This window comes from Rhodococcus opacus (assembly GCF_012396235.1).
Classification (GTDB): domain Bacteria; phylum Actinomycetota; class Actinomycetes; order Mycobacteriales; family Mycobacteriaceae; genus Rhodococcus_F; species Rhodococcus_F opacus.
Genome location: NZ_JAAXPA010000003.1, coordinates 201,272 through 221,626, shown reverse-complemented (window position 1 = coordinate 221,626; position 20,355 = coordinate 201,272). Strand labels below are relative to the sequence as shown.

General features: G+C 67.8%; 19 protein-coding genes, 1 tRNA gene and 1 pseudogene. 9 read left to right on the top strand and 12 right to left on the bottom strand.

All coding sequences use genetic code 11. The features are described 5' to 3' along the window. Positions 1-93: 93 nt before the first annotated feature. Positions 94-1,977, top strand: a complete 1,884-nt coding sequence (locus HGB39_RS05115; protein WP_005561588.1) for a sulfatase-like hydrolase/transferase — start codon at positions 94-96, stop codon at positions 1,975-1,977. Positions 1,978-1,982: 5 nt separating this feature from the next. Then, a pseudogene (locus tag HGB39_RS05110) lies at positions 1,983-3,225 on the top strand (hypothetical protein). 42 nt (positions 3,226-3,267) lie between these two features. Here HGB39_RS05110 and HGB39_RS05105 read toward each other — a convergent pair. The 4 genes from HGB39_RS05105 to HGB39_RS05090 all read right to left on the bottom strand — a co-directional run bounded on the left by HGB39_RS05105 (position 3,268) and on the right by HGB39_RS05090 (position 10,095). Further along, positions 3,268-5,247 carry an ABC transporter ATP-binding protein gene (locus tag HGB39_RS05105; protein WP_005561591.1) on the bottom strand — a complete coding sequence of 660 codons (1,980 nt, stop codon included), beginning with the start codon at positions 5,245-5,247 and terminating at the stop codon, positions 3,268-3,270. Then, on the bottom strand, positions 5,244-6,977 hold the full coding sequence (locus tag HGB39_RS05100; RefSeq protein ID WP_005561593.1) for an ABC transporter ATP-binding protein: 1,734 nt from the start codon (positions 6,975-6,977) through the stop codon (positions 5,244-5,246). The genes HGB39_RS05105 and HGB39_RS05100 overlap by 4 nt, the downstream gene beginning before the upstream one ends. A gap of 116 nt (positions 6,978-7,093) precedes the next feature. Continuing rightward, on the bottom strand, positions 7,094-9,442 hold the full coding sequence (locus tag HGB39_RS05095; RefSeq protein WP_005561595.1) for an MMPL family transporter: 2,349 nt from the start codon (positions 9,440-9,442) through the stop codon (positions 7,094-7,096). Between the two features lie 50 nt (positions 9,443-9,492). Beyond that, complete coding sequence (locus HGB39_RS05090; protein WP_005253325.1) at positions 9,493-10,095, bottom strand: TetR/AcrR family transcriptional regulator; 603 nt, start codon at positions 10,093-10,095, stop codon at positions 9,493-9,495. A 121-nt stretch (positions 10,096-10,216) separates the two neighbouring features. Here HGB39_RS05090 and HGB39_RS05085 point away from each other — a divergent pair, with 121 nt between their 5' ends. The 5 genes from HGB39_RS05085 to HGB39_RS05065 all read left to right on the top strand — a co-directional run bounded on the left by HGB39_RS05085 (position 10,217) and on the right by HGB39_RS05065 (position 14,219). Beyond that, the gene (locus HGB39_RS05085; RefSeq protein WP_005561598.1) at positions 10,217-11,032 is read left to right on the top strand and encodes a class I SAM-dependent methyltransferase; all 816 of its coding nucleotides are present in this window, start codon (positions 10,217-10,219) and stop codon (positions 11,030-11,032) included. A 136-nt stretch (positions 11,033-11,168) separates the two neighbouring features. Continuing rightward, entirely contained in the window at positions 11,169-12,242 is a 1,074-nt protein-coding gene (locus HGB39_RS05080) for an aromatic ring-hydroxylating oxygenase subunit alpha (protein ID WP_043787312.1), read from the top strand. Between the two features lie 18 nt (positions 12,243-12,260). Further along, positions 12,261-12,476, top strand: coding sequence for a hypothetical protein (locus HGB39_RS05075; RefSeq protein ID WP_005561602.1), 216 nt, complete (start codon positions 12,261-12,263; stop codon positions 12,474-12,476). Positions 12,477-12,491: 15 nt separating this feature from the next. Further along, entirely contained in the window at positions 12,492-13,451 is a 960-nt protein-coding gene (locus tag HGB39_RS05070) for a PDR/VanB family oxidoreductase (RefSeq protein ID WP_043787308.1), read from the top strand. A gap of 15 nt (positions 13,452-13,466) precedes the next feature. Beyond that, the gene (locus tag HGB39_RS05065; RefSeq protein ID WP_005561607.1) at positions 13,467-14,219 is read left to right on the top strand and encodes an IclR family transcriptional regulator; all 753 of its coding nucleotides are present in this window, start codon (positions 13,467-13,469) and stop codon (positions 14,217-14,219) included. Here HGB39_RS05065 and HGB39_RS05060 read toward each other — a convergent pair. Together HGB39_RS05060 and HGB39_RS05055 are read right to left on the bottom strand one after the other, a co-directional pair. After that, a complete protein-coding gene (locus tag HGB39_RS05060) occupies positions 14,185-14,682 on the bottom strand; it encodes an RrF2 family transcriptional regulator (protein WP_005248742.1) in 498 nt (165 codons plus the stop codon). The genes HGB39_RS05065 and HGB39_RS05060 overlap by 35 nt on opposite strands. Before the next feature lie 37 nt (positions 14,683-14,719). Continuing rightward, a complete protein-coding gene (locus HGB39_RS05055) occupies positions 14,720-15,136 on the bottom strand; it encodes a VOC family protein (RefSeq protein ID WP_005253310.1) in 417 nt (138 codons plus the stop codon). A gap of 165 nt (positions 15,137-15,301) precedes the next feature. Between HGB39_RS05055 and HGB39_RS05050 the strand changes: the two genes are divergently transcribed. Further along, on the top strand, positions 15,302-16,270 hold the full coding sequence (locus HGB39_RS05050; RefSeq protein WP_005253308.1) for a sterol desaturase family protein: 969 nt from the start codon (positions 15,302-15,304) through the stop codon (positions 16,268-16,270). Here HGB39_RS05050 and HGB39_RS05045 read toward each other — a convergent pair. The 6 genes from HGB39_RS05045 to HGB39_RS05020 all read right to left on the bottom strand — a co-directional run bounded on the left by HGB39_RS05045 (position 16,202) and on the right by HGB39_RS05020 (position 19,328). Beyond that, a complete protein-coding gene (locus HGB39_RS05045; RefSeq protein WP_005561610.1) occupies positions 16,202-16,885 on the bottom strand; it encodes a YceI family protein in 684 nt (227 codons plus the stop codon). The genes HGB39_RS05050 and HGB39_RS05045 overlap by 69 nt on opposite strands. Before the next feature lie 69 nt (positions 16,886-16,954). After that, positions 16,955-17,749 (bottom strand): SDR family NAD(P)-dependent oxidoreductase, encoded by a 795-nt coding sequence (locus tag HGB39_RS05040; protein WP_064079901.1) that lies wholly within the window; start codon positions 17,747-17,749, stop codon positions 16,955-16,957. 93 nt (positions 17,750-17,842) lie between these two features. Next, positions 17,843-17,933 (bottom strand) — tRNA-Ser (locus tag HGB39_RS05035). Between the two features lie 55 nt (positions 17,934-17,988). Next, complete coding sequence (locus HGB39_RS05030) at positions 17,989-18,180, bottom strand: CsbD family protein (protein ID WP_005561211.1); 192 nt, start codon at positions 18,178-18,180, stop codon at positions 17,989-17,991. A gap of 138 nt (positions 18,181-18,318) precedes the next feature. Continuing rightward, positions 18,319-18,777, bottom strand: a complete 459-nt coding sequence (locus tag HGB39_RS05025) for a nucleoside deaminase (protein ID WP_005561213.1) — start codon at positions 18,775-18,777, stop codon at positions 18,319-18,321. Positions 18,778-18,788: 11 nt separating this feature from the next. Next, positions 18,789-19,328: a tRNA adenosine deaminase-associated protein gene (locus HGB39_RS05020; protein WP_005561215.1), complete on the bottom strand. Its 540-nt coding sequence runs from the start codon at positions 19,326-19,328 to the stop codon at positions 18,789-18,791. A gap of 49 nt (positions 19,329-19,377) precedes the next feature. Here HGB39_RS05020 and HGB39_RS05015 point away from each other — a divergent pair, with 49 nt between their 5' ends. Further along, positions 19,378-20,346: a prephenate dehydrogenase gene (locus HGB39_RS05015; protein WP_037202828.1), complete on the top strand. Its 969-nt coding sequence runs from the start codon at positions 19,378-19,380 to the stop codon at positions 20,344-20,346. Positions 20,347-20,355: the final 9 nt, after the last annotated feature.

Here is a 20,355-nt window from a genome sequence, read left to right as displayed (position 1 = left end):
CACGGGCGACATTTCCGGCGACACATCACTACTTCGTTCGAAAGTGGGTACAGACAGGGAGACGATCCCAGCCCTTCGACCGGAGGAACCGCCATGAGCGACGAGAAGGCCGGCCATCGGATCGACAGGAGAACGTTTCTCTCGGGTGCGGCGGTCGCCGGCGGGGTAACCGTGATGTCGGGCCTCTTCGACCGCCGGGCGGACGCGTCGGAGAAGCCGCTGCATCGTCAGCCCAGCAATTACGTGCAGCCCAACATCGTGTTCATCGTCGTCGACGAGATGCGGTTTCCCCAGGTCTTTCCGGCGGAAATCACCACTGCCGACCAGTTCCTGCAGCGGTTCATGCCCAACCTCTACACGCTGTGGGCGCCCGGGGTGAAGTTCACGCAGCACTACACGGCCGGGGTGGCATGCAGCCCCGGCCGTGCGTGTTTCGTCACCGGCCTCTATCCGCTGCAGAACTGGATGCTGCAGACGCGGACCGGCAATCGGGCCTCCCCCGTCCCGTCGCCCGCGATGGGGAGGGACTTTCCGACGTACGGCAAACTGCTGCGGCAGGCGGGCTACGTCACGCCGTACGTCGGGAAGTGGCATCTGTCGCCGTCCCCCGACGAGGACTCCGGGCTCGCCCCCGGCTACCTCGAGGAGTACGGGTTCGACGGACTGACGATGCCCGACATCATCGGAATGAACGGTGAGGGATTCGAATTCGACGGGCACATCGCCGACCAGGCCGCGGCGTGGTTGTCGACGCGGAAGCCCGGGGACGGCCCGTTCTGCCTCACCGCGAGCTTCGTCAATCCCCACGACCAGCAGTTCTTCTGGGCGGGAACGGAAGCGGAACGGTATCAGTCGCTGTACGCGAACAACGTTCCCCCGCTGAGCCCCGCCCGGGCCTGGTCGGTGACCACCGCCGAGAGCGACCCTCCGCGGCTGGGTTTTCCGTCCGTGCCGCCCAACTGGGAACCCGAGAAGGCACTGCAGTCCAAACCGAGCACCCAGGTGTTCGCGCGGGAGTTCCAGGCCCTGGTGTGGGGCGGCGTCACCGACGACATCCAGAATCTGTCGAACTACTACCTCCAGCCCTACGGTCAGGGCACCGATCCCGACCGACACATCGCGTTCGCCCCGTACACGTACTGGGAGCGGGCCCTGGACAGTTACACCAACGTGCTGTCGATGGTCGATCACCACATCGGCACGGTGATCAACTCGCTGCCGGAAGACGTCGCGGCGAACACCGTCTTCGTCATGACGTCCGATCACGGCGAATACGCCGGGGCGCACGGCTTCGTCGCAGGCAAACTGTCCACCGCCTACGACGAGGCGTTCCACATCCCGCTGATCGTCGCCGACCCGACCGGGCGATTCACCGGCGACACCGACACCCCGCGCGGTCAGCTCACGTCGAGCGTCGACGTGGTGCCGCTGCTCGCGACGCTCGGTCACGGCGACCGGAACTGGATGTCCGGGGACCTGTTCGCCACCTATGCCGAACGCGTCGACCTCCTGCCGTTGCTGCGGAGCAACGCCGCGGCCGGTCGCGACCACGTCGTCCTCGCCACCAACGAGCACGCACCGCAGGGGGTCAACTGGAACAACTCCCCCACCCACATCTACGTGCTGCGCACCCCCGAGGCGAAGGTCGCGGTGTATTCGAAGTGGTTGGGACCCACCGCCTACGTCGACCCGGCCTCGTTCCAGTACGAGTTCTACGACTACGCCACCGAACGCGGCCGGGCGGAACTCGACAACACCTTCGATCACGACCCGCGCGGTCCGGCCATGGCCGCCCAGCTGATGACCCAGTATCTGCCGACTCAGCTCGCCGCGCCGCTACCCCCGGCGTTCGCACAGCAGGGTGCCGACGCGATGGCCCGGTACCTCGCCTACATCCAGCTGATCAACCGGTACACGCCCGGAGAGATCGACCGGGAGGGCATCGACAAGCTGACCGCGTTCGGGGAGGTGTTCTGACAGCTATGACCGGGAAAGTCGTTGCCGCCGTGCTGGTTCTGCTGCTGTGGTCCGGTGGCACCTCCCTCGCGTCCGCGGCGCCCCCACCGACCGCGCAGTGCGCGTGGCAGTTCATGTCCGACTCGACCGTGCTCGACGTCGCCTTCCCCGACGCCAACGCGACGTACTGGGTGCTGCCCTACGCGTTGGGGCCTGGTGACACCATCGAACTCAGCGGCACCTACCCGGCTGCCCGCTACTTCTCGCTCAACACGTACGGGACGAACTTCGACACCGTCGACACGTTGCGCGACAACCAGATCGGACCCGACCCCGGCAGCGGAAACCCGTTCGCCGACGCCGCCGCCGGTGCCCTGCCCGCCACGCAGAAGCGCTGGCACGCGACGGTCGTGACCGGCCCGGCAGACCACTCCCGCAACCAGATTCAGGCCCTGCCCGCTGGGGCCGACGCGCAGTCGGTACCCGTCGGTTTCCTCATCATCCGGGTGTACGTGCCCGACGACCCGGCATCTCCGACCGGCGGCGTTCCACTACCCGACGTGACACTGACGTTCGGGGGCCGGACGTCGCCGGTGCCGACCTGCGGATCCGCATTCGATCCCTCCGCCTACGACAACGGCCCACTCGGACAGGCCGCGGAGGCCGCATTCGACCAGATCATCGCCGGCGCGGCGTCCGGCGCGTTCCCCGGCAACGTGCCCGAGGCGACGTTCGTGAACCCCGCGAGCACGTCGGGCCTGTTTCCCAACGGCGACAACAAATATGTCGGGGCGGGGCTGACGTACCAGCCCGGACGCATCGTCGTCGTGCAGGGCCGGGCGCCGACGTTCCCCGACACCCGTGCCGGCCAACCCGTCACGGCACCCGGCCGGCAGGTGCGGTACTGGTCGATGTGCCAGAACGATCAGGTGACGCCGTACCCGGTCGTCGCGTGTGCCGCCGACTTCCAGACACGCACCGACGGCGCAGGCAACTACACGTACGTCGTCGCCGCACCGCAGGACGTCCCCGCCCGCGCCGCGTCCGACCCGACCGTCACCGTCCTCCCCTGGGGCTCCACCGACGTCGCGAAGAAGGTGCTGTTCCTGCGGTACATGCTGCCGTCCGACGCCTTCTACCCGCAGTCGGTGCAGGCGTCGCAGAACAAATCACACCGACCCCGCCACCACGATGGGTCCGTACTATCCCCGCGCCGCCTACTGCGACACCGCCACCTTCGAAGCCGGGGGTGCCGCCGCCTGCCTGTGAGTACTTGTTAACCGCGGGCGGTTAACAAGTACTCACAGGTCGTCAGACATCGGCGCCGACGAACTGGCTGTTGTAGAGGCGGTAGTACGCGCCGCGGGTGAGGAGCAGGTCGTCGTGGCTGCCCTGCTCGACGATGCGACCGTCCTCCATGACGACGATGAGGTCGGCGTCGCGGATGGTCGACAAGCGGTGTGCGATCACGAAACTCGTGCGATCACTGCGCAGGACCGCAGTCGCGTGCTGCACCAGCAACTCGGTGCGGGTGTCGACGGAACTGGTCGCCTCGTCGAGTATCAGGATCGACGGCTGCGAGATGAACGCGCGGGCAATGGTGATCAACTGCTTCTCACCGGCACTGATGTTGCTGCCCTCTTCGTCGATGACGGTGTCGTAGCCGTCGGGCAGCGAGTGGACGAACCGGTCGACGTAGCTGATCCGCGCGGCCGCCTGGATCTCCTCCTCGGTGGCGTCGGGACGTCCGTACGCGATGTTGTCGCGGATGGTGCCGCCGAACAGCCACGCGTCCTGCAGCACCATGCCGATGCGGGACCGCAGGTCGTCGCGCGACATCTCGGCGATGTCGACGCCGTCGAGGAGGATCCTGCCGCCGTCGAGTTCGTAGAACCGCAGGATCAGGTTGACGAGTGTGGTCTTGCCGGCGCCGGTGGGTCCGACGATGGCGACCATCTGGCCGGGTTCCGCCACCAGCGACAGGTTCTCGATCAGCGGCTTCTCCGGCGAGTAGCTGAACGACACGTCCGAGAACTCCACCCGGCCGAACGTATGGACGCGACCCGCATCACGCGGCTCCGCCGGTGTGGGAGCTTCGGTGAGGTCGGGCTCCTCCTCATCCTCGTCGAGGATGGCGAACACCCGCTCGGCGGACGCCACACCCGACTGCATGAGGTTGACCATCGCCCCGATCTGGGTGAGGGGCTGGGTGAACTGGCGCGAGTACTGGATGAACGCCTGCACATCGCCGAGGCTCATCGTGCCGGACGCCACCCGCATGCCGCCGAGCACGGCGATGGCCACGAAGTTGAGGTTTCCGAGGAACATGATCGCGGGCATGATCAGACCCGAGATGAACTGGGCCCGGTAGCTGGCCTGGTAGAGCGCCTCGTTCTGCTCCTCGAACCGCGCCTCCACCTCACGGCTGCGGCCGAACACGGTGACCAGTTCGTGGCCCGTGTACGCCTCCTCCACGTGAGAGTTGAGCGCTCCCGTCGACTTCCACTGCGACACGAAGTGGGTCTTGGACCGTTTCGCGATCTGCGCTGTCACGAGGATCGACAGCGGCACCGTCAGTACCGCGATCAACGCGAGCAGCGGCGAGATGACGATCATCATCACGAGGATGCCGATCACCGTCATCGCCGACACGATCAGCTGGCTCATCGTCTGCTGCAACGACTGCGAGACGTTGTCGATGTCGTTGGTGACCCGGCTCAGCAGGTCGCCGCGGGAGTGGGAGTCGAAGTAGCGCAGCGGAAGTCGGTGGATCTTCCGTTCGACCTCGGCGCGCAGGTTCTTCACGACGCCCTGCACGATGATGTTCAGCAGGAAACCCGACAGCCACATGAACACCGACGACCCCAGGTACAGGGCCAGCACGATCGCCAGCACCCGGCCGAGCGCACTGAAGTCGATACCGACACCGGGCACGACGGCCATGCCGGACACCATGTCGGCGAACGTGTTCTGCCCGTCGGCCCGCAGTGCGGCGACGGCCTGATCCTTCGACATCCCGGCGGGCAACTGCGCGCCGATGATGCCGTCGAAGATCAGGTTCGTGCCCTGACCGAGCATGCGCGGCGCGATCGAGGTGAGCACCACCGACACGGCGGCGACCAGGAGAACGATGCCGACGGCGATCCGGTGGGGACGCAGCCGCCTCAGCAGCCGCTTGGTGGACGGCCACAGGTCGTTCGGCTTGGACCCCGGGGCGCCCGGAGCGACCGGTCCCGGAATACGGGGGCCGGCGGGCCTTTCGGCAGTGGTGGTGGTTGCGCGATCGCTCATAGTGCTTCCTGGACCGATCGTTGGGATTCGACGATCTCGACGTAACACGGACACGTCTCGAGCAGTTGGTCGTGCGTGCCGATCCCGACCACCGCGCCGTCCTCGAGGACCACGATCTGCTCGGCCTCCACGATCGTCGAGACGCGTTGGGCGACGACGATGACGCACGCGTCCGAAGTTTCGGGTTTGAGCGCCGCACGCAGCCGGGCGTCGGTGGTGAGGTCGAGGGCGGAGAAGGAGTCGTCGAACAGGTAGATCGACGGGCGACGGACCAGTGCCCGCGCAATGGCGAGTCGCTGTCGCTGACCGCCGGACACGGTCGTGCCGCCCTGCGAGATCGGGGTGTCGAGACCCTCGGGCATCGCGCGGACGAAATCGGCGGCCTGCGCGATCTCCAGAGCCCGCCACAGTTCGTCGTCGGTGGCATCGGGCTTGCCGTACCGGAGGTTGGTGGCGACGGTGCCCGAGAACAGGTACGGCCGCTGCGGAACGAGTCCGATGCCGGACCGCAGGACGTCGAGGTCGATGCGACGCACCTCCGTGTCGGACACGGTGACCGAACCCGACGTGGCGTCGATGAGACGCGGGATCAGCGACAGCAGCGTCGTCTTGCCGGAGCCGGTGCCGCCGATGATCGCCGTGGTCTTGCCCGGTTCGGCGCGGAAGCTGATGTCGCGCAACACCGGTTCGTCGGCGCCGGGGAACTTGAACTGGGCGTCGCGCAGTTCCACCACACCGGGGTTCTCCAGCACGGTGACCGCATCGACCGGCGGCACGACGGTGGAATCGGTGGCGAGCACCTCGCCGATGCGTTCGGCGCAGACGGTGGCGCGGGGGGCCATCATCGCGATGAACGACGCCATCATCACCGACATCAGGATCTGCATGATGTAGCTGAGCATCGCGGTCAGCGAGCCGACCTGCATGGTGCCGCTGTTGATCTCGTGGCCGCCGAACCAGATGACGGCGACGCTGGTGATGTTCGCGATGACCATCACGAGGGGGAACATCACCGCCGTCAGTCTGCCGACCCGCAGGGCGGTCTGGGTGAGCTGCTCGTTCGCGTCGCCGAACCGCGCCACCTCGGAGCGCTCACGGACGAACGCCCGCACCACGCGGATACCGGTGATCTGCTCACGCAGCACCCGGTTGACCCCGTCGATGCGGGTCTGCATCTCCCGGAACGCGGGCACCATCCGCGAGATCACGAACCCCATGGACAGCGCGAGAACCGGCACGGTGACCGCCAGGATCCAGGCGAGCCCGGCGTCCTCCCGGATCGACATCACGACACCGCCGACGCACATGATCGGCGCCATCACCAGGATCGTGCAGCTCATCACGACGAGCATCTGCACCTGCTGCACGTCGTTGGTGTTGCGGGTGATCAGGGACGGCGCGCCGAAGCGGCCGAACTCGCGGGACGAGAAGCTCCCGACCTGATGCATCACGGCGCGGCGCACGTCGCGCCCGAAACCCATTGCGGCACGGGCGCCGAAGAACACCGAACCGATCGAGCAGATGATCTGCACGACGGTGACGAGCAGCATCATGACGCCCGTGGACAGGATGTACCCGGTGTCGCCCTTGGTGACGCCGTTGTCGATGAGATCGGCGTTCAGACTGGGCAGGTACAGGGCGGCCGCGGTCGCGACGAGCTGGAACAGGACGACCGCCGTGAGGTCCCGCTTGTACGGGCGGAGGTACGTGGTGAGCAGGGCATTCAACATGGGCAGCGATCCTGGCGGGTCATCATTGTGTCCGAAGGTTACCAACAGAAGGCCTACGGCCTTGTGCGCCTTTCTGGTAGCAGGCACTACCAGAAAGGCGCACGGGCGCGAAGCGCCTACCGGACGGGCTGCAGCGGCTCGTCCGCGTCGTGCAGGACCTTCTTCAGCTTCTCGCCCTCGATGTCCACGTTGGGCAGGATCTTGTCCAGCCACTTCGGCAGCCACCACGCCTTGTCGCCGAGCAGTGCCATCACGGACGGGATGATCACCATGCGCACGACGAAGGCGTCGAAGAACACGGCCGCCGCCAGGGCGAAGCCGATCGACTTGATGAACGAGTTCGGCTCGGCGATGAACGCCGCGAACACCGAGATCATGATGACCGCGGCGGCGCTGACCACCCGGGCACCGTGGTTGAAGCCGACGGTGACGGCCTGCTTCGCGGTCGCGCCGTGGACGTATTCCTCCCGCATCCGGGTCACCAGGAACACCTGGTAGTCCATCGCGAGACCGAACACGACGCCGATCAGGAAGATCGGCATGAAGCTGACGATCGGCTGCGGGTTGGAGATGATGCCGCCCCAGCCCTCCTGGAACACCGCGACCGTGGCACCGAACGTGGCCGCGACGCTGAGGAGGAAGCCGAGCGTGGCCGTCAGCGGCACGAGCACCGACCGGAACACGAGCAGCAGCAGGAGGAAGGCCAGGCCCACGACCACCGCGAGGTACGGGATCAGCGCGTCCTGCAGCGTCTCGGACACGTCGCCTTCGAGCGCGGTCTGCCCGGTGACGCCGTAGTTGACGCCGATCGAATCGTGCAGACCTGCCTCCGCACCGCGGATGTTGTTCACCAGGTCCATCGTCGCCGGATCGCTGGGGGCGCTGCTCGGCGTCACCAGGATCTGCGCGGTGTCACCGGCCTTGTTCACGCCGACGACCTGCGCGTTGGACACGTCGTCCTGCGCAGTGATGGTCTTCACGACCTCACCGAATGCCTCCGACGGCGTGCCGGTGGTGACGTCCTTGGCGTCGACGACGACGAGCAGCGGACCGTTCTTGCCGGGGCCGAAGCCTTCGCTCACGAGGTCGTAGGCCTGCCGGGAGCTGGTGGCGGGGTCGCCGGTGCCCTCGCTGGGCAGGGCCAGGCTCAGGCCGGTCGCGGGGATGGCGAGCGCCCCGAGCACCACGACTCCGGCGATCAGCGGAATCGCGGGACGGCGGACCACGGCGCTGATGTACCGCAGGGCGAGGCTCGGCTTGCCCTCGTCGTCCTCGAGGTCGCGACTGCTGAGGAACGGGATCTTGCCTGCGAACGCCTTCTTCCCGAACAGCCCGAGGATCGCGGGCAGGAGCGTCAACGCGATCGAGACGGCGATGAACACCGTGAACGCGGCGGCCGCACCCATGTCGGAGAGGAACGGGATCCCGACGACGCGCAGCGCGATCAGGGCGATGATCACCGTGAGACCGGCGAACACCACGGCGGAACCGGCGGTGCCGACGGCACGTCCGGCCGCTTCCGAGCGGTCGTCCGTGAGGGTGAGTTCGTGCCGGAACCGGGACACGATGAACAGCGAGTAGTCGATGGCGACGGCCAGGCCGATCATGATGGCCAGCGTGGGTGTCATCGAGCTGAGGTCGGTGAAGCCGGTGGCGACGGTGATTCCGAGGCTGCCGATCATGATGCCGATGATCGCGGTGATCAACGGCAGACCGGCGGCGACCAGCGAACCGAACGTCAGTGCGAGCACGACAGCGGCCACGCCGATACCGACGAGCTCGGTGGCGCCACCGGGCGGTTCGGCTTCGTTGGCGGCGGAACCACTGATCTCGACGGTCAGTCCGGCGTTGCGGCCGGCGTCGGCAGCGGCCGAGATCTGGTCGCGCAGAGCCTGGTCGACGTCACCCATGCTGCCCTTGAACGGCACCTCGACGTAGCCGACGGTCTTGTCGGCGTTGAGCGGGGACAGCGCCTGCGCGTTCGCGACGGCGGCCTCTTCACCGATTCCCTTGTCGGGCGCGGACGACTTCGCCATCTCGACGAGCTGCTCGTTCGCCGTGACGGGGTTGACCAGGGCCTTCGCGGCGTCGGCGCCCGAGGCGGTGGCGGGATCGACCTTGGCGGCGTCCTGGACCTGGTCGATGCCGCGCACCTTGGCGAGCACCGCGTCCATCGCCTGCCGACTCTGCTCGCTCTCGAGGGTCTGCCCCTCGGGAGCGGCGAACACGTAACGCGCGCTGACGGCGTTCATCGGGTCGCTGCCCGCGGCTTCGGGGAACCGTTCGGCCATCAGGTCCTGCGCCTGCTGCGCGGGGGTGCCCGGGATGGAGAACGAGTCCTTCGTGGGCCCGGACAGTGTTGCCGCCCCGACGCCCATGAGGACCAGGATCACCAACCAGACGCTGAGGACCGCACCTTTTCGCCGGTAGGCGAATCTGCCGATCCGATAGAGATAGGTGGCCACGAGAGGCTCCTTCTGAGTCGGTGGAACGAAGAGTGATTCGGGGCAGCCGGCTACGGCTGCGGGATTCCCTGACGGAGTTGGCGCATGGCGTCGCGGACCAGTTCTTCGGGTCCGCTCGCGCCGGATTTGCCGCTCATCCACAGGTCGAGCGACGCCTTGCACGCCGATCCGACCGCCAGGTGCAGCAGGTTGGGGTAGAGGTCGGTGTCGATGTTCGTGCCCGTGCGTTCGGCGATCACCTCACCGACCAGACGGGTGACGCGCAGGTGCACTTCGAGTTTCTTCGCGAGCAGCGCGGGGCTGGTCTCGACGAGTTCCATCATCACCGCGGTCTCTTCGAGCGGTTTCGCCGGATCGGTGACGATCTGGACCACCACGTGCTCGAGGGAATCCCAGATCGGCTCGTCCTCCGGGCGGGCGCGGAGCAGGTCCACCCAGTCGTGGACGGACTGCTCGAAGTGCGCGAGTACCGCCTCCTCCTTGCTGGAGAAGTAGTTGTGGAACGTCCGAGTCGAGACCCCCGCCTCGGACGCGATGGCGTCGGCGGTGACGCATTCGATGCCCAGCGCGCGGGCCAGGCGTGCGGCGGCGCCGCTGAGGGCTGCACGCGTGGCGGCCTTCTTGCGGTCCCGCAGTCCGATTTCCGAAATCACTACTCCGACGGTACAGAACTTGCAGAGCTCTGCAAATTTGCGCGACAGTGCAACTTTTATGTTCTTGCCCACAGCCCGCGCAGCACTGTGTCGGGAGTCACCGCGGCGTTACGGTGGATCCATGTCCGATCCGACGGCGCCGCTGTCGTTCCGGGCGGACGAGATCGACCGCGCCGCCCTGGACCAACTCGCCGCAGTCCTCGACCTGCAGGCCGCGCGCCCGGGAATCCGGCGACTGCGCGAGTGGTCGCTCGCTGCCCTGCACGTGCAGCCGGGCGAGAGCGCCCTCGACCTCGGATCGGGCACGGGATCGGAGACGCGAGCCCTCGCCGCCGCGGTCACCCCGTCGGGTCGCGCGATCGGACTCGATCCCAATCCCGGCATGGCCCTCCTCGCCCGGGAGCGGACCGAGGAGGAGGGCTCGACCGCGCAGTTCGTGATCGGCGACGCCTACTCGCTGCCGTTCCCCGACGACCGCCTCGACGTCGTGCGGTCCGAACGGGTGTTCCAGCACCTGAGCGAGCCGGACCGCGCGGCGGCGGAAGTGGCCCGCGTGCTGCGGCCCGGCGGGCGCGGCGTCATCGTCGACAGCGACTGGGGCACGGCGATCATGCACCCCGGAGATCCCGAGATCCTGCAACGGATCATGGACGTGATGCTGTCGCACACCGCGAACCCGCACTCCGGGCGGCTGCTCCCGGGACAGCTCACCTCCGCCGGACTCGTCGTCGAGGACATCGGCACGGAGGCGCTGATCCAGGATCCGGGCGATGTGACCGGCCCACTCGTCCAGATGATGACGGCCGCCGCGATCGCCGCGGGGGCGATCACCGAGGCGCAGAGCGCCGAGCTGCTGGACCAGCTGAACGCCGCCGCCCGCAGCGGCGACTTCCACATGTCGGTGACGATGTTCGCCTACCTCGTCCACAAGCCCTGACGAAACCCTTCCGACATTCGGAAACCGAGTGTGGTGGATCACCTCCGGTGCCGCACAGTGGTGGAGACGACGCCGACGCCTCACCGAGTCCGGCGTCACGAATAACGCAGCAGCCCAGCATATTCCGGAGGCACTCATGTCCACGATCGCCCGTAACCAGTGGTACGTCGCAGCGTACGGCCGTGAGGTCGGACGCGAGCTGTTCTCGCGCACCATCTGCGAGGAGCCGATCCTGTTCTGGCGGACCGAGGCCGGCGAGGCCGTCGCGATGAGCGACCGGTGCGTGCACCGCCGGTACCCGCTGTCCGAGGCGCCGAGCCGGCTCGACGGCGACAAGGTGGTCTGCGGCTACCACGGATTCACCTACGGCAGCGACGGCGGCTGCGTGTTCGTGCCCGGCCAGGCGCGCGTTCCCCGCACCGCCCGGCTGAAGTCGTATCAGGTGGTCGAGCAGGACTCGTTCGTGTGGGTCTGGATCGCCGACCCACAAAACCCCGAGCAGGGCGATCCCACCCGCATCCCCCGCGCACCGTGGATGGACTCCCCCGACTACACCGTGGTCAGCGGCATGGAACCGATCGACTGCAACTACGGCCTGCTCGTCGACAACCTGATGGACCTGTCGCACGAGACGTACCTGCACGGCGGCTACATCGGCACCCCCGAGGTGGCGGAAACCCCGATCACCACGGAGATCGACGAGGACCGGAACGTCATCTACGTGTCCCGGCACATGGACGACGCCGAGTGCCCGCCGTTCTACTCCAAGTCCACCGGCATCGAGGGACGCATCACCCGCTGGCAGGACATCGAGTACACGCCGCCGTGCCTGTACCTGCTGCACAGCCGCATCGCCCCGATCGGCGCACCGCTGCCCGGCGACGACGGCTCCGACCCGCACGCGTTCCACAGCGAGATCGTGTACGCGATCACCCCGTCGACGGAGAATTCCACCCTCGACTTCTGGGCCGTGGCCCGCGACTTCGCGGTCGGCGACGACGCCGTCACGACGTTCCTGGCGGAGAACAACCGAACCGTCGTGATGCAGGACGTCGTGGCGCTGAACGTCCTGCAGAAGGCGCTCGACACGGAAAAGGACGGCTACCAGGAGCTGTCGATCAACATCGATGCCGGTGGCCTCGGCGCACGCCGGATCCTGAAGAAGCTGGTCGACGCGCCGCAGGCCGTCACGGCAGCGGCGGTGGGCTGAGCCGTGGAACCGACCAGGATGCTCCGCGGCGCCAACGTGATGCGCATCGTCTGGCTTCCGGGCTCGGACCTGCTCGAGGGCGAGTGCCACTGCGGCGCGCGCCACGTCGCGGAAGAACCCGCCACCCTCTGGGAGTGGTTGCTCGCCCACCCCGAGGGACACCACCCCGCCGATCCGCCGGTGCCCGCCACGCCGCTGCCCGCGGCGCCGGAATCCGCTCCCGTTCCCGTCTGACCCGGAGAAACCGCCATGCCTACCCCACCCGAACCCGTGCTCGAGCTGGAGCTGACCACCAGGACCACCGGCGCCGACGGCGTCGTCGTCCTGGAGTTCCGCGACCCGTCCGGCGCCGACCTGCCCGCGTGGACGCCGGGTGCGCACATCGATCTGGTGCTGACGCCGGAGCTCACCCGCCAGTACTCGCTGTGCGGCGACCCGGCCGACACCGGGACCTGGCGCGTCGCCGTGCTGCGGGAGGCGATGGGGCGCGGCGGTTCGCAGTTCGTGCACGACAAGCTGAGCGAGGGCGACCGCGTCACGGTCCGGGGACCGCGGAACCATTTCGAGCTCGCACCGTCACCGCGGTACGTGTTCGTCGCGGGCGGCATCGGGATCACGCCGATCCTCACCATGGCGCACGCAGCGGAGAACGCCGGCGCCGACTGGACCCTGGTCTACGGCGGGCGCAGCCGCAGTTCGATGGCGTTCGCCGACGCACTCGCCGAGCGGTTCGGCGACCGGGTGGTAGTGCACCCCGAGGACGAGCACGGCCTCATCGACCTACCGGGACTGCTCGGCGACGTCCGGGACAACACCCTCGTGTACTGCTGCGGGCCCGCGCCGCTGCTCGACGCGGTCACCGGTCACTGCGACAGCTGGCCGTCCGGCGCGCTGCACATCGAGCGCTTCGCGGCCAAGGATCTCGAGGAACCGGTCCGCGCCGAGGGGTTCGAGGTGGAGCTGACTCTGAGCGGCAAAACCGTCACGGTGGCACCCGAGCAGTCGATCCTGCAGGCCGTCACCGCCGCCGGCGTCCAGGTGCTGTCGTCCTGCGAGGAAGGGACCTGCGGAACCTGCGAGACGGCCGTGCTCGGCGGTACTGTCGATCACCGGGATTCCCTGCTCACCGCGGACGAGCAGGCCGCCAACGACACCATGATGATCTGCGTCTCGCGTGCGAGCTGTCCACGTCTGACGCTGGAACTGTGAGACGGAGAACGAGCAATGGCGATCACCGGGTCGGTGACCATTCGCTCGTTGCGGCTCCTCGAGCTCTTCACCCCCGCGTCCCCGCGGCTGACCCTCAGCGATCTGTCGCGGAAGTCAGGGTACCCGCTGAGCACCGTGCACCGGCTGACCAGCGACCTCATCGAATGGGGCGCCCTCGAACGTGACAGCAGCGGCCGCTTCACGGTCGGGCTCAAGCTGTGGGAGATCGCGTCGCTCGCACCGCGCGGCACGATGCTGCGCGAACTGGCGATGCCGGTGATGGAGGACCTGTCGCAGATCACGCGGGAGAACGTACAGCTCGGCATCGCCGAGGGCACCGAGGTCGTGTTCGTCGAACGCATCGCCGGACAGAAGGCCGTGCCCGTCCAGACCCGCGTCGGCGGCAGGTTCCCGCTGACGGCGTCCGGCATCGGCCTGGCCCTGCTCGCCTACATGCCCGCCGACGTGCAGGAGCAGGTGCTGAGCGGGCCGATCGAGAAGTTCACCGAACGGACCGTCACCGACCCCGTCGTGCTGCGGCGGACGCTCGCCGAGATCCGCCGATCCGAGGTCGCGATCAGTGATCGCCAGGTGACCATGGACGCGGTCTCCGTCGCGGCACCGATCTTCGAGCGTCCCGGAGCGGCGGTCGCGGCCGTGTCGCTGGTGGTCTCGGCGGAGAACGCGTCACTGAACGCGCTGGTCCCGCTGGTGCGTGCGGCCGGCCGGACGATCAGCCGCGCGCTGCGCCCTCGTCAGCCGTCGTAGCCGGACGGGTGCGACGCTCCCAGGCCCCCGGATCGGATGTCAGCGTGGTGAGGAAACCCGGCAGCTGCTCGTTCGCCACGTCCGCCAGGCTCACGTTCTCGAGCACGGCCCGCAGGTTCACCCGTACCGCGATCCACACGTCCTGCAGTTTGGCGGCCGGCCCGCAGTAGTCGACGTCCTCGGGACGCTCACCCCGCACCGACGCGAGCGGACCCTCGACGGTCCGGATGACGTCGGCGATCGTGATGTCCTCGGCGGGACGGGCCAGCCAGTAGCCGCCGTCGGGTCCGCGCCTGCTGTTGACCAGTCCCCCGCGCCGGAGGTCGGCGAGGACGGCCTCGAGGAACTTGTGCGGAATGGTCTGCGACTGTGCCAGGAACTCGGCCTTGGACGGGGACGGCCCGGCAGCGGCCAGTTCGATCAGCGTCCGCACGGCGTAGTCCACCTTTGCGGTGATGTGCACACCGAATTCCTACCATCCGAGTATGAAAACGGGCAACTCACGCTTCGCCGCGCGCACCCAGAATGTCCAGGTAATGCGGGTTGTACATGACGCCGAGGATGTTGCCGAACGGGTCCACGACGGACGCGGTGACGAATCCCGACTCACGTTCGGTGCGCGGCTCGTGCTCTGTCGCGCCCATCGACAGCAGCTTCTCGACGGCGACGGTCACGTCGTCGACGTGCCAGAACACCACCACGCCGGACGGGCCGTCCGCGGCGCCGTGCGGGGCGTATCGACGGTCAATGATGCCGAGCTCGTGCTGGTAGTCGCCGATCCGGTATTCGATGTACGCAGGGTTCTCGGAGCCGGGGCGTTGGAAGTACGGGGCGATGCCGAGCACGGCGCTGTACCACTCGCGGGCCGCCGGGATGTCGTCGGCGAAGAGGCTGACGGTGGTGAGTCCTCGCAACATGACGAGTCCTTTCGACTGATCCGGTTCCTGCTGACGGGATCCATTCTTCGCCGCAAAGTGCGCACCCGATGAGCACTTTGTTTTGCTCTTCGAATCGAGGCGGATAGTGATGCGTGTCACTCCGAGGTACATTGAACTGGACGATCGTCTTGTGGAGGAAGCAGCATGTGGGAGACCGTGACGTCGGCGTGGAATTCGGCGCTGCTGACGCCCCTGCACGAGCCGGTGACGCTGGCCATCCCGGCGTTCGTGCTGTTCCTCGCCATCGAATGGTTCGCGGCCCGGCACCTCGAGGACGCGACGTTCGACCCCGACGGACGGTCCCGCCCGGTGCGCGGAGGCTACGAGCGCCGCGACGCGCGGGCGAGCGTGTCGATGGGCGCCGTGTCCATCCTGACGACCACGTTCTGGAAGCTGCTGGCCCTGATCGGGTACTCCGCCATCTGGGTGTACCTCGCGCCGTGGCACCTACCCGCGGACGCGTGGTACACGTGGGTGATCCTCATCCTCGGCGTCGATGCGCTGTTCTACGCGTATCACCGGATGGCGCACCGCATCCGCCTGATCTGGGCCACCCACCAGGCGCACCATTCGAGCGAGTACTTCAACTTCTCGACCGCGCTCCGCCAGAAGTGGAACAACAGCGCCGAGATCGTGATGTGGATTCCGTTGCCGCTGATCGGCGTTCCGCCGTGGATGGTGTTCATCGGATTCTCCGTGAACCTCGTCTACCAATTCTTCGTCCACACCGAGCGCATCGGCACGCTGCCCCGGCCCATCGAGTTCGTGTTCAACACCCCCTCTCATCACCGCGTCCACCACGGCTGCGACCCCGAATACCTCGACCGCAACTACGCCGGCATCCTTATCGTGTGGGACCGGATGTTCGGCACGTTCCAACCCGAAACCCACCGCCCCACCTATGGACTCACGAAACCGGTGGGCACCTACAACATCTGGAAACTGCAGACCCGCGAATACGCCGCCATCGTCCGGGACTGGCGCCGGGCGTCGTCGTGGCGCGACAAGCTCGGCTACGTGTTCGGGCCGCCCGGCTGGGCGCCGTCAGGAACGCGCGAAGCTGACCAGGAAGTCGACCGTGCCGTTGCCGTCCACGGTCACGAAGCCCAGTGACGGCGGCGTCACCCCGAAGTCCGTCCAGGTCACCGGGATACTGCCCGAGGCGATGAGGTCGTCGCCGGAACGCAGCACGTCGATGTCGACGGACACCGGACGCGACTGCCCCTTGAGGGTCAGCGTGCCCTGGGCCGTGACCGTTCCCACGGAACCGTCCGCAGGCAGCCCGGACAGATCGACCGGGGAATCGACCGTGAACGTGGCGGTCGGGAACGTGCCTGTGTCCATCACGTTGCCGCGGAACTGGTTGTCGCGGCGGGACTGATCGGTCGCGATCGTCGCCACCTGCACAGTCACCTCGCCGGCGGTGAGTTTCTCGCCCTCGACGGTCGCGTTGCCGGTCACGTCGCCGGTCGACCCGACCACCGTGACGCTGGCGCCGTTGAGGATCTCGTGGACGGTGTACCCCGCCGCCGTCTGGTTGGAGCCCTGACCCGGCGTGACGGTCCACTGTCCGTCGACCGATCCGGTGGCCGCCTCCGCGCCCTCGGTCGACACCGAGGCCGCCGGTGCGTCGTCCTCCGCGATGAATTGGCCGTAGAACCACGGTCCCACCAGCACCGCGATCACGACGATGACAACTGCGCCGACCAACCACCACAGCTTCTTCATGAGATCACGCTAATTGCAGCTTCAATGGATGTCACTCGCTACGACCTGCGAGAGTGCTGTGAACGGCGGTCACGGGACGATGGAATCGATGTAGCCGCCGTCCACCCGCACCGCCGCGCCGGTGGTCGCCGACGCCTGCGCCGAACTGAGGTAGACGACCATGTTCGCGATCTCCTCCGGCTCGATGAGTCGCTGCAGCAACGACTGCGGCCGGTACTTCTTCATGAACTCGCGCTGCGCCTCTTCCCACGGCAGGTCCGTGTCGACAAGGCTGTAGACGAAATCCTCCACACCGCCCGTGTGGGTGGGGCCGGCGAGAACCGAGTTGACCGTGACCCCCGTCCCCGCCGCCTCTTTCGCGAAGCCGCGCGAGACCGCCAGCAGTGCCGTCTTCGACATCCCGTAATGGATCATCTCGGCGGGAATGACGATCGCGGAGTCACTGGCGATGTCGAGGACCCGGCCCCACGACCGTTCGACCATGCCGGGCAGGACCAGACGTGTCAGCCGGATCGCGGACAGCACATTCACCTCGAAGTAGCGGCGCCACTCGTCGTCATCGATCTCCAGGGCCGGCTGTGAGCCGAAGATCCCCAGATTGTTGACGAGGATGTCGACGACCGGAACGATCTCCAGGACCCCGCGCGCGCCCTCGTCCGTCGTGACGTCGGCGGCCGCCGGAACGAATTCGCCGTCCGGGACGTCGGCCCGCAGTCGCTCGATCGCCGCACCCACGGACTTCTCGGTGCGGCCGTTGATCGCCACCCGTGCGCCGGAGCGGGCGAGACCCGCTGCGATCGCGGCGCCGATGCCCTGCGTCGATCCGGTGACCAGTGCCGTCCTGCCCGACGAGTCGATGCGCATGTCGCCTGCCCCTTCCCTCCAGGACACGCTAACGAACATCCCCGGCACGGATACACAAAAAGCTCCCCACCTGCGAGTGCAGGTGGGGAGCTTTGGCGGTGGCGGAGGGATTTGAACCCTCGGACGGGGGTTACCCGTCACACGCTTTCGAGGCGTGCTCCTTAGGCCGCTCGGACACGCCACCGCCGGTGACTTTACCGGATGTGGCGCCCGAGCCCGAAATCGCCAGGTGAAACCGTTTAAGTCAGCTTGTCCTTGACGTTCTTGGCGGCGTCCTTGACCTTCTCGCCGGCATCCTTCACCGCCGAGGACGCCTGGTCTGCCTTGCCCTCGTCGCGCAGGTCCGGATCGCCCGTGGCTTTGCCGGTGGCTTCCTTCGCCTGGCCCTTGAGGTCTTCCGCCTTGTTCGAAGCTTTGTCTGCGATTCCCACGAGATACCTCCGTGAATCCGATTTCGAACCCGGGGACGGGTCCGGCGGCGCCTCGTCAGCGCCTGTCTCCAGAGAAGCACGGGTCATGCGGACCCGGCCACAGTGTGTCGAGTACCCCACGAAAGAGTTTGAAACCGGTCAGCGCCGTTCACGGAAGAAGTCTTCGAGGATGCCGGCGCATTCGTCCTCGAGAACACCGCCCCTGACCTGCGGGCGGTGCGTGAGGCGGCGGTCGCGGACCACATCCCACAACGAGCCGACGGCACCGGTCTTCGGCTCCCACGCCCCGAACACCACCCGGGAGATCCGGGCCAGCACGAGCGCGCCCGCGCACATCGTGCACGGCTCCAGCGTCACCGCGAGCGTCGCCCCCTCGAGACGCCAGCCGTCGCCGTACACCCGCGCAGCGGCCCGCAACGCGATGATCTCCGCGTGGGCCGTCGGATCCGACATCGCCTCCCGCGAGTTCACGGCCCGCGACACCTCGACACCGTCGGCGTCGAACACCACCGCACCCACGGGCACGTCGGCGTCGGTGGCAGCCCGGGCCGCCTCGATCGCCGCGCGGATCATCCGCTCGTCGTCCTGAAGAGTCACGGCGCGTGGAACTACCGGGGAAGCGTGTCGAGAACCCCGGCCAGCTCCGTGGTGAACCCGAGCCGCTGCGCGATCATCCCGAGCTGCTCGTCGGGATACAGGTCCGTCTCGGACGTGATGACAGCCAGAACGGGTTCGGGCAGACCGAGGTCCGCGAGCAACGACAGGTCGCCTTCCTCCCACGGCTCGATGTCGTCGAGTTCGTCCGGGTCGATGTCCGGGACCTCGACGTTGAGCGCCTCGAGGACGTCGGCGGCGATGTCGTAGTCGAGGGCCGCGGTGGCGTCGGACAGCAGCAGACGCGTTCCCGACGGCGCAGGCCGGAGCACGACGAAAAATTCGTCGTCCACGTCCAGCAGACCGAAGAACGCGCCCGCGCTACGAAGGGCCCGAAGCTCCTCCTCCGCGACGCTGAGACTGGTCAGAGCAGCCGAAGTGAGGGCCTTGACCTTCCACCGGCCGTCCTCGTGTACTACCGCGACACCGAAGCCCTCCAGATCCTCTGCCCGATCCGAGGAGGCGCTGTTGTTTTCCGCGCGCTGTGCACCCATGAGCGCAACGGTAGCCCGCGGGGTGCCGGTAAATGAAGTCCGCACTCGAATGTGCCAACCTGTTCGGGTGTCTGATACCCCTTCCGCACCTCCGGTGTGCGTGCTCGGCCTGGGCTTGATCGGCGGTTCACTGCTGCGTGCGGCGGTCCGGGCGGGCCGCGAGGCGTGGGGTCACAACCGATCCGCGCCGTCCGTCGACGCCGCCCGGGCGGACGGTTTCGACGCCGACACCGATCTGGTCGCGGTGCTCCAGCGTGCGTCGGCCGCGTCGGCGCTGATCGTGATCGCGGTCCCCGTGCCCGCCGTCGCCGCCACCCTCACCGCGATCGCCCTGTACGCACCGAACTGCTCGATCACCGACGTCGTCAGCGTCAAGGCGGAGGTCGCGGCGGCGGCAGCCCGTCAGGGCCTCGCCGACCGCTACGTGGGCGGGCACCCCATGGCGGGAACGTCGGCGTCCGGGTGGAGCGTCGGCAGCGCCGACCTGTTCCGGGAAGCCGTGTGGGTGGTCGGCACCGACGACGGCGTCGACCCCGCCATCTGGACGCAGGTCGCGCAACTCGCGTTGGACTGCGGTTCCGTCGTCGTGCCCGCCGAGTCCGCCGAACACGACCGGGCGGTCGCGCGCATCTCGCACCTGCCGCACCTACTGGCCGAGACCCTCGCAATCACCGGTGCCCGCGGCGGACCGCTCGCCCTGGGCCTGGCGGCCGGCTCGTTCCGCGACGGCACCCGCGTGGCCGGCAGCGCGCCCGGACTCGTCCGGGCCATGTGCGAGGGCAACCGGGACGCCCTGCTGATTGCCCTGGACGAGGCGCTGGCACTGCTGCAGGACGCGCGGACCGAACTGGCGGACCAGTCGTCGGCCGCGACACTCGTCGAGGCCGGTCACACCGCTCGCCTGACATACGACAACCAGGAGACGTGGGAAATCACCGGCATCGTTCCCGGCCGCGCAGGCTGGATCGACGACATGCGTGATGCGGGTCGGCGGGGAGGGCGGCTCCGCCGCCTGTGAGCCTTTCTG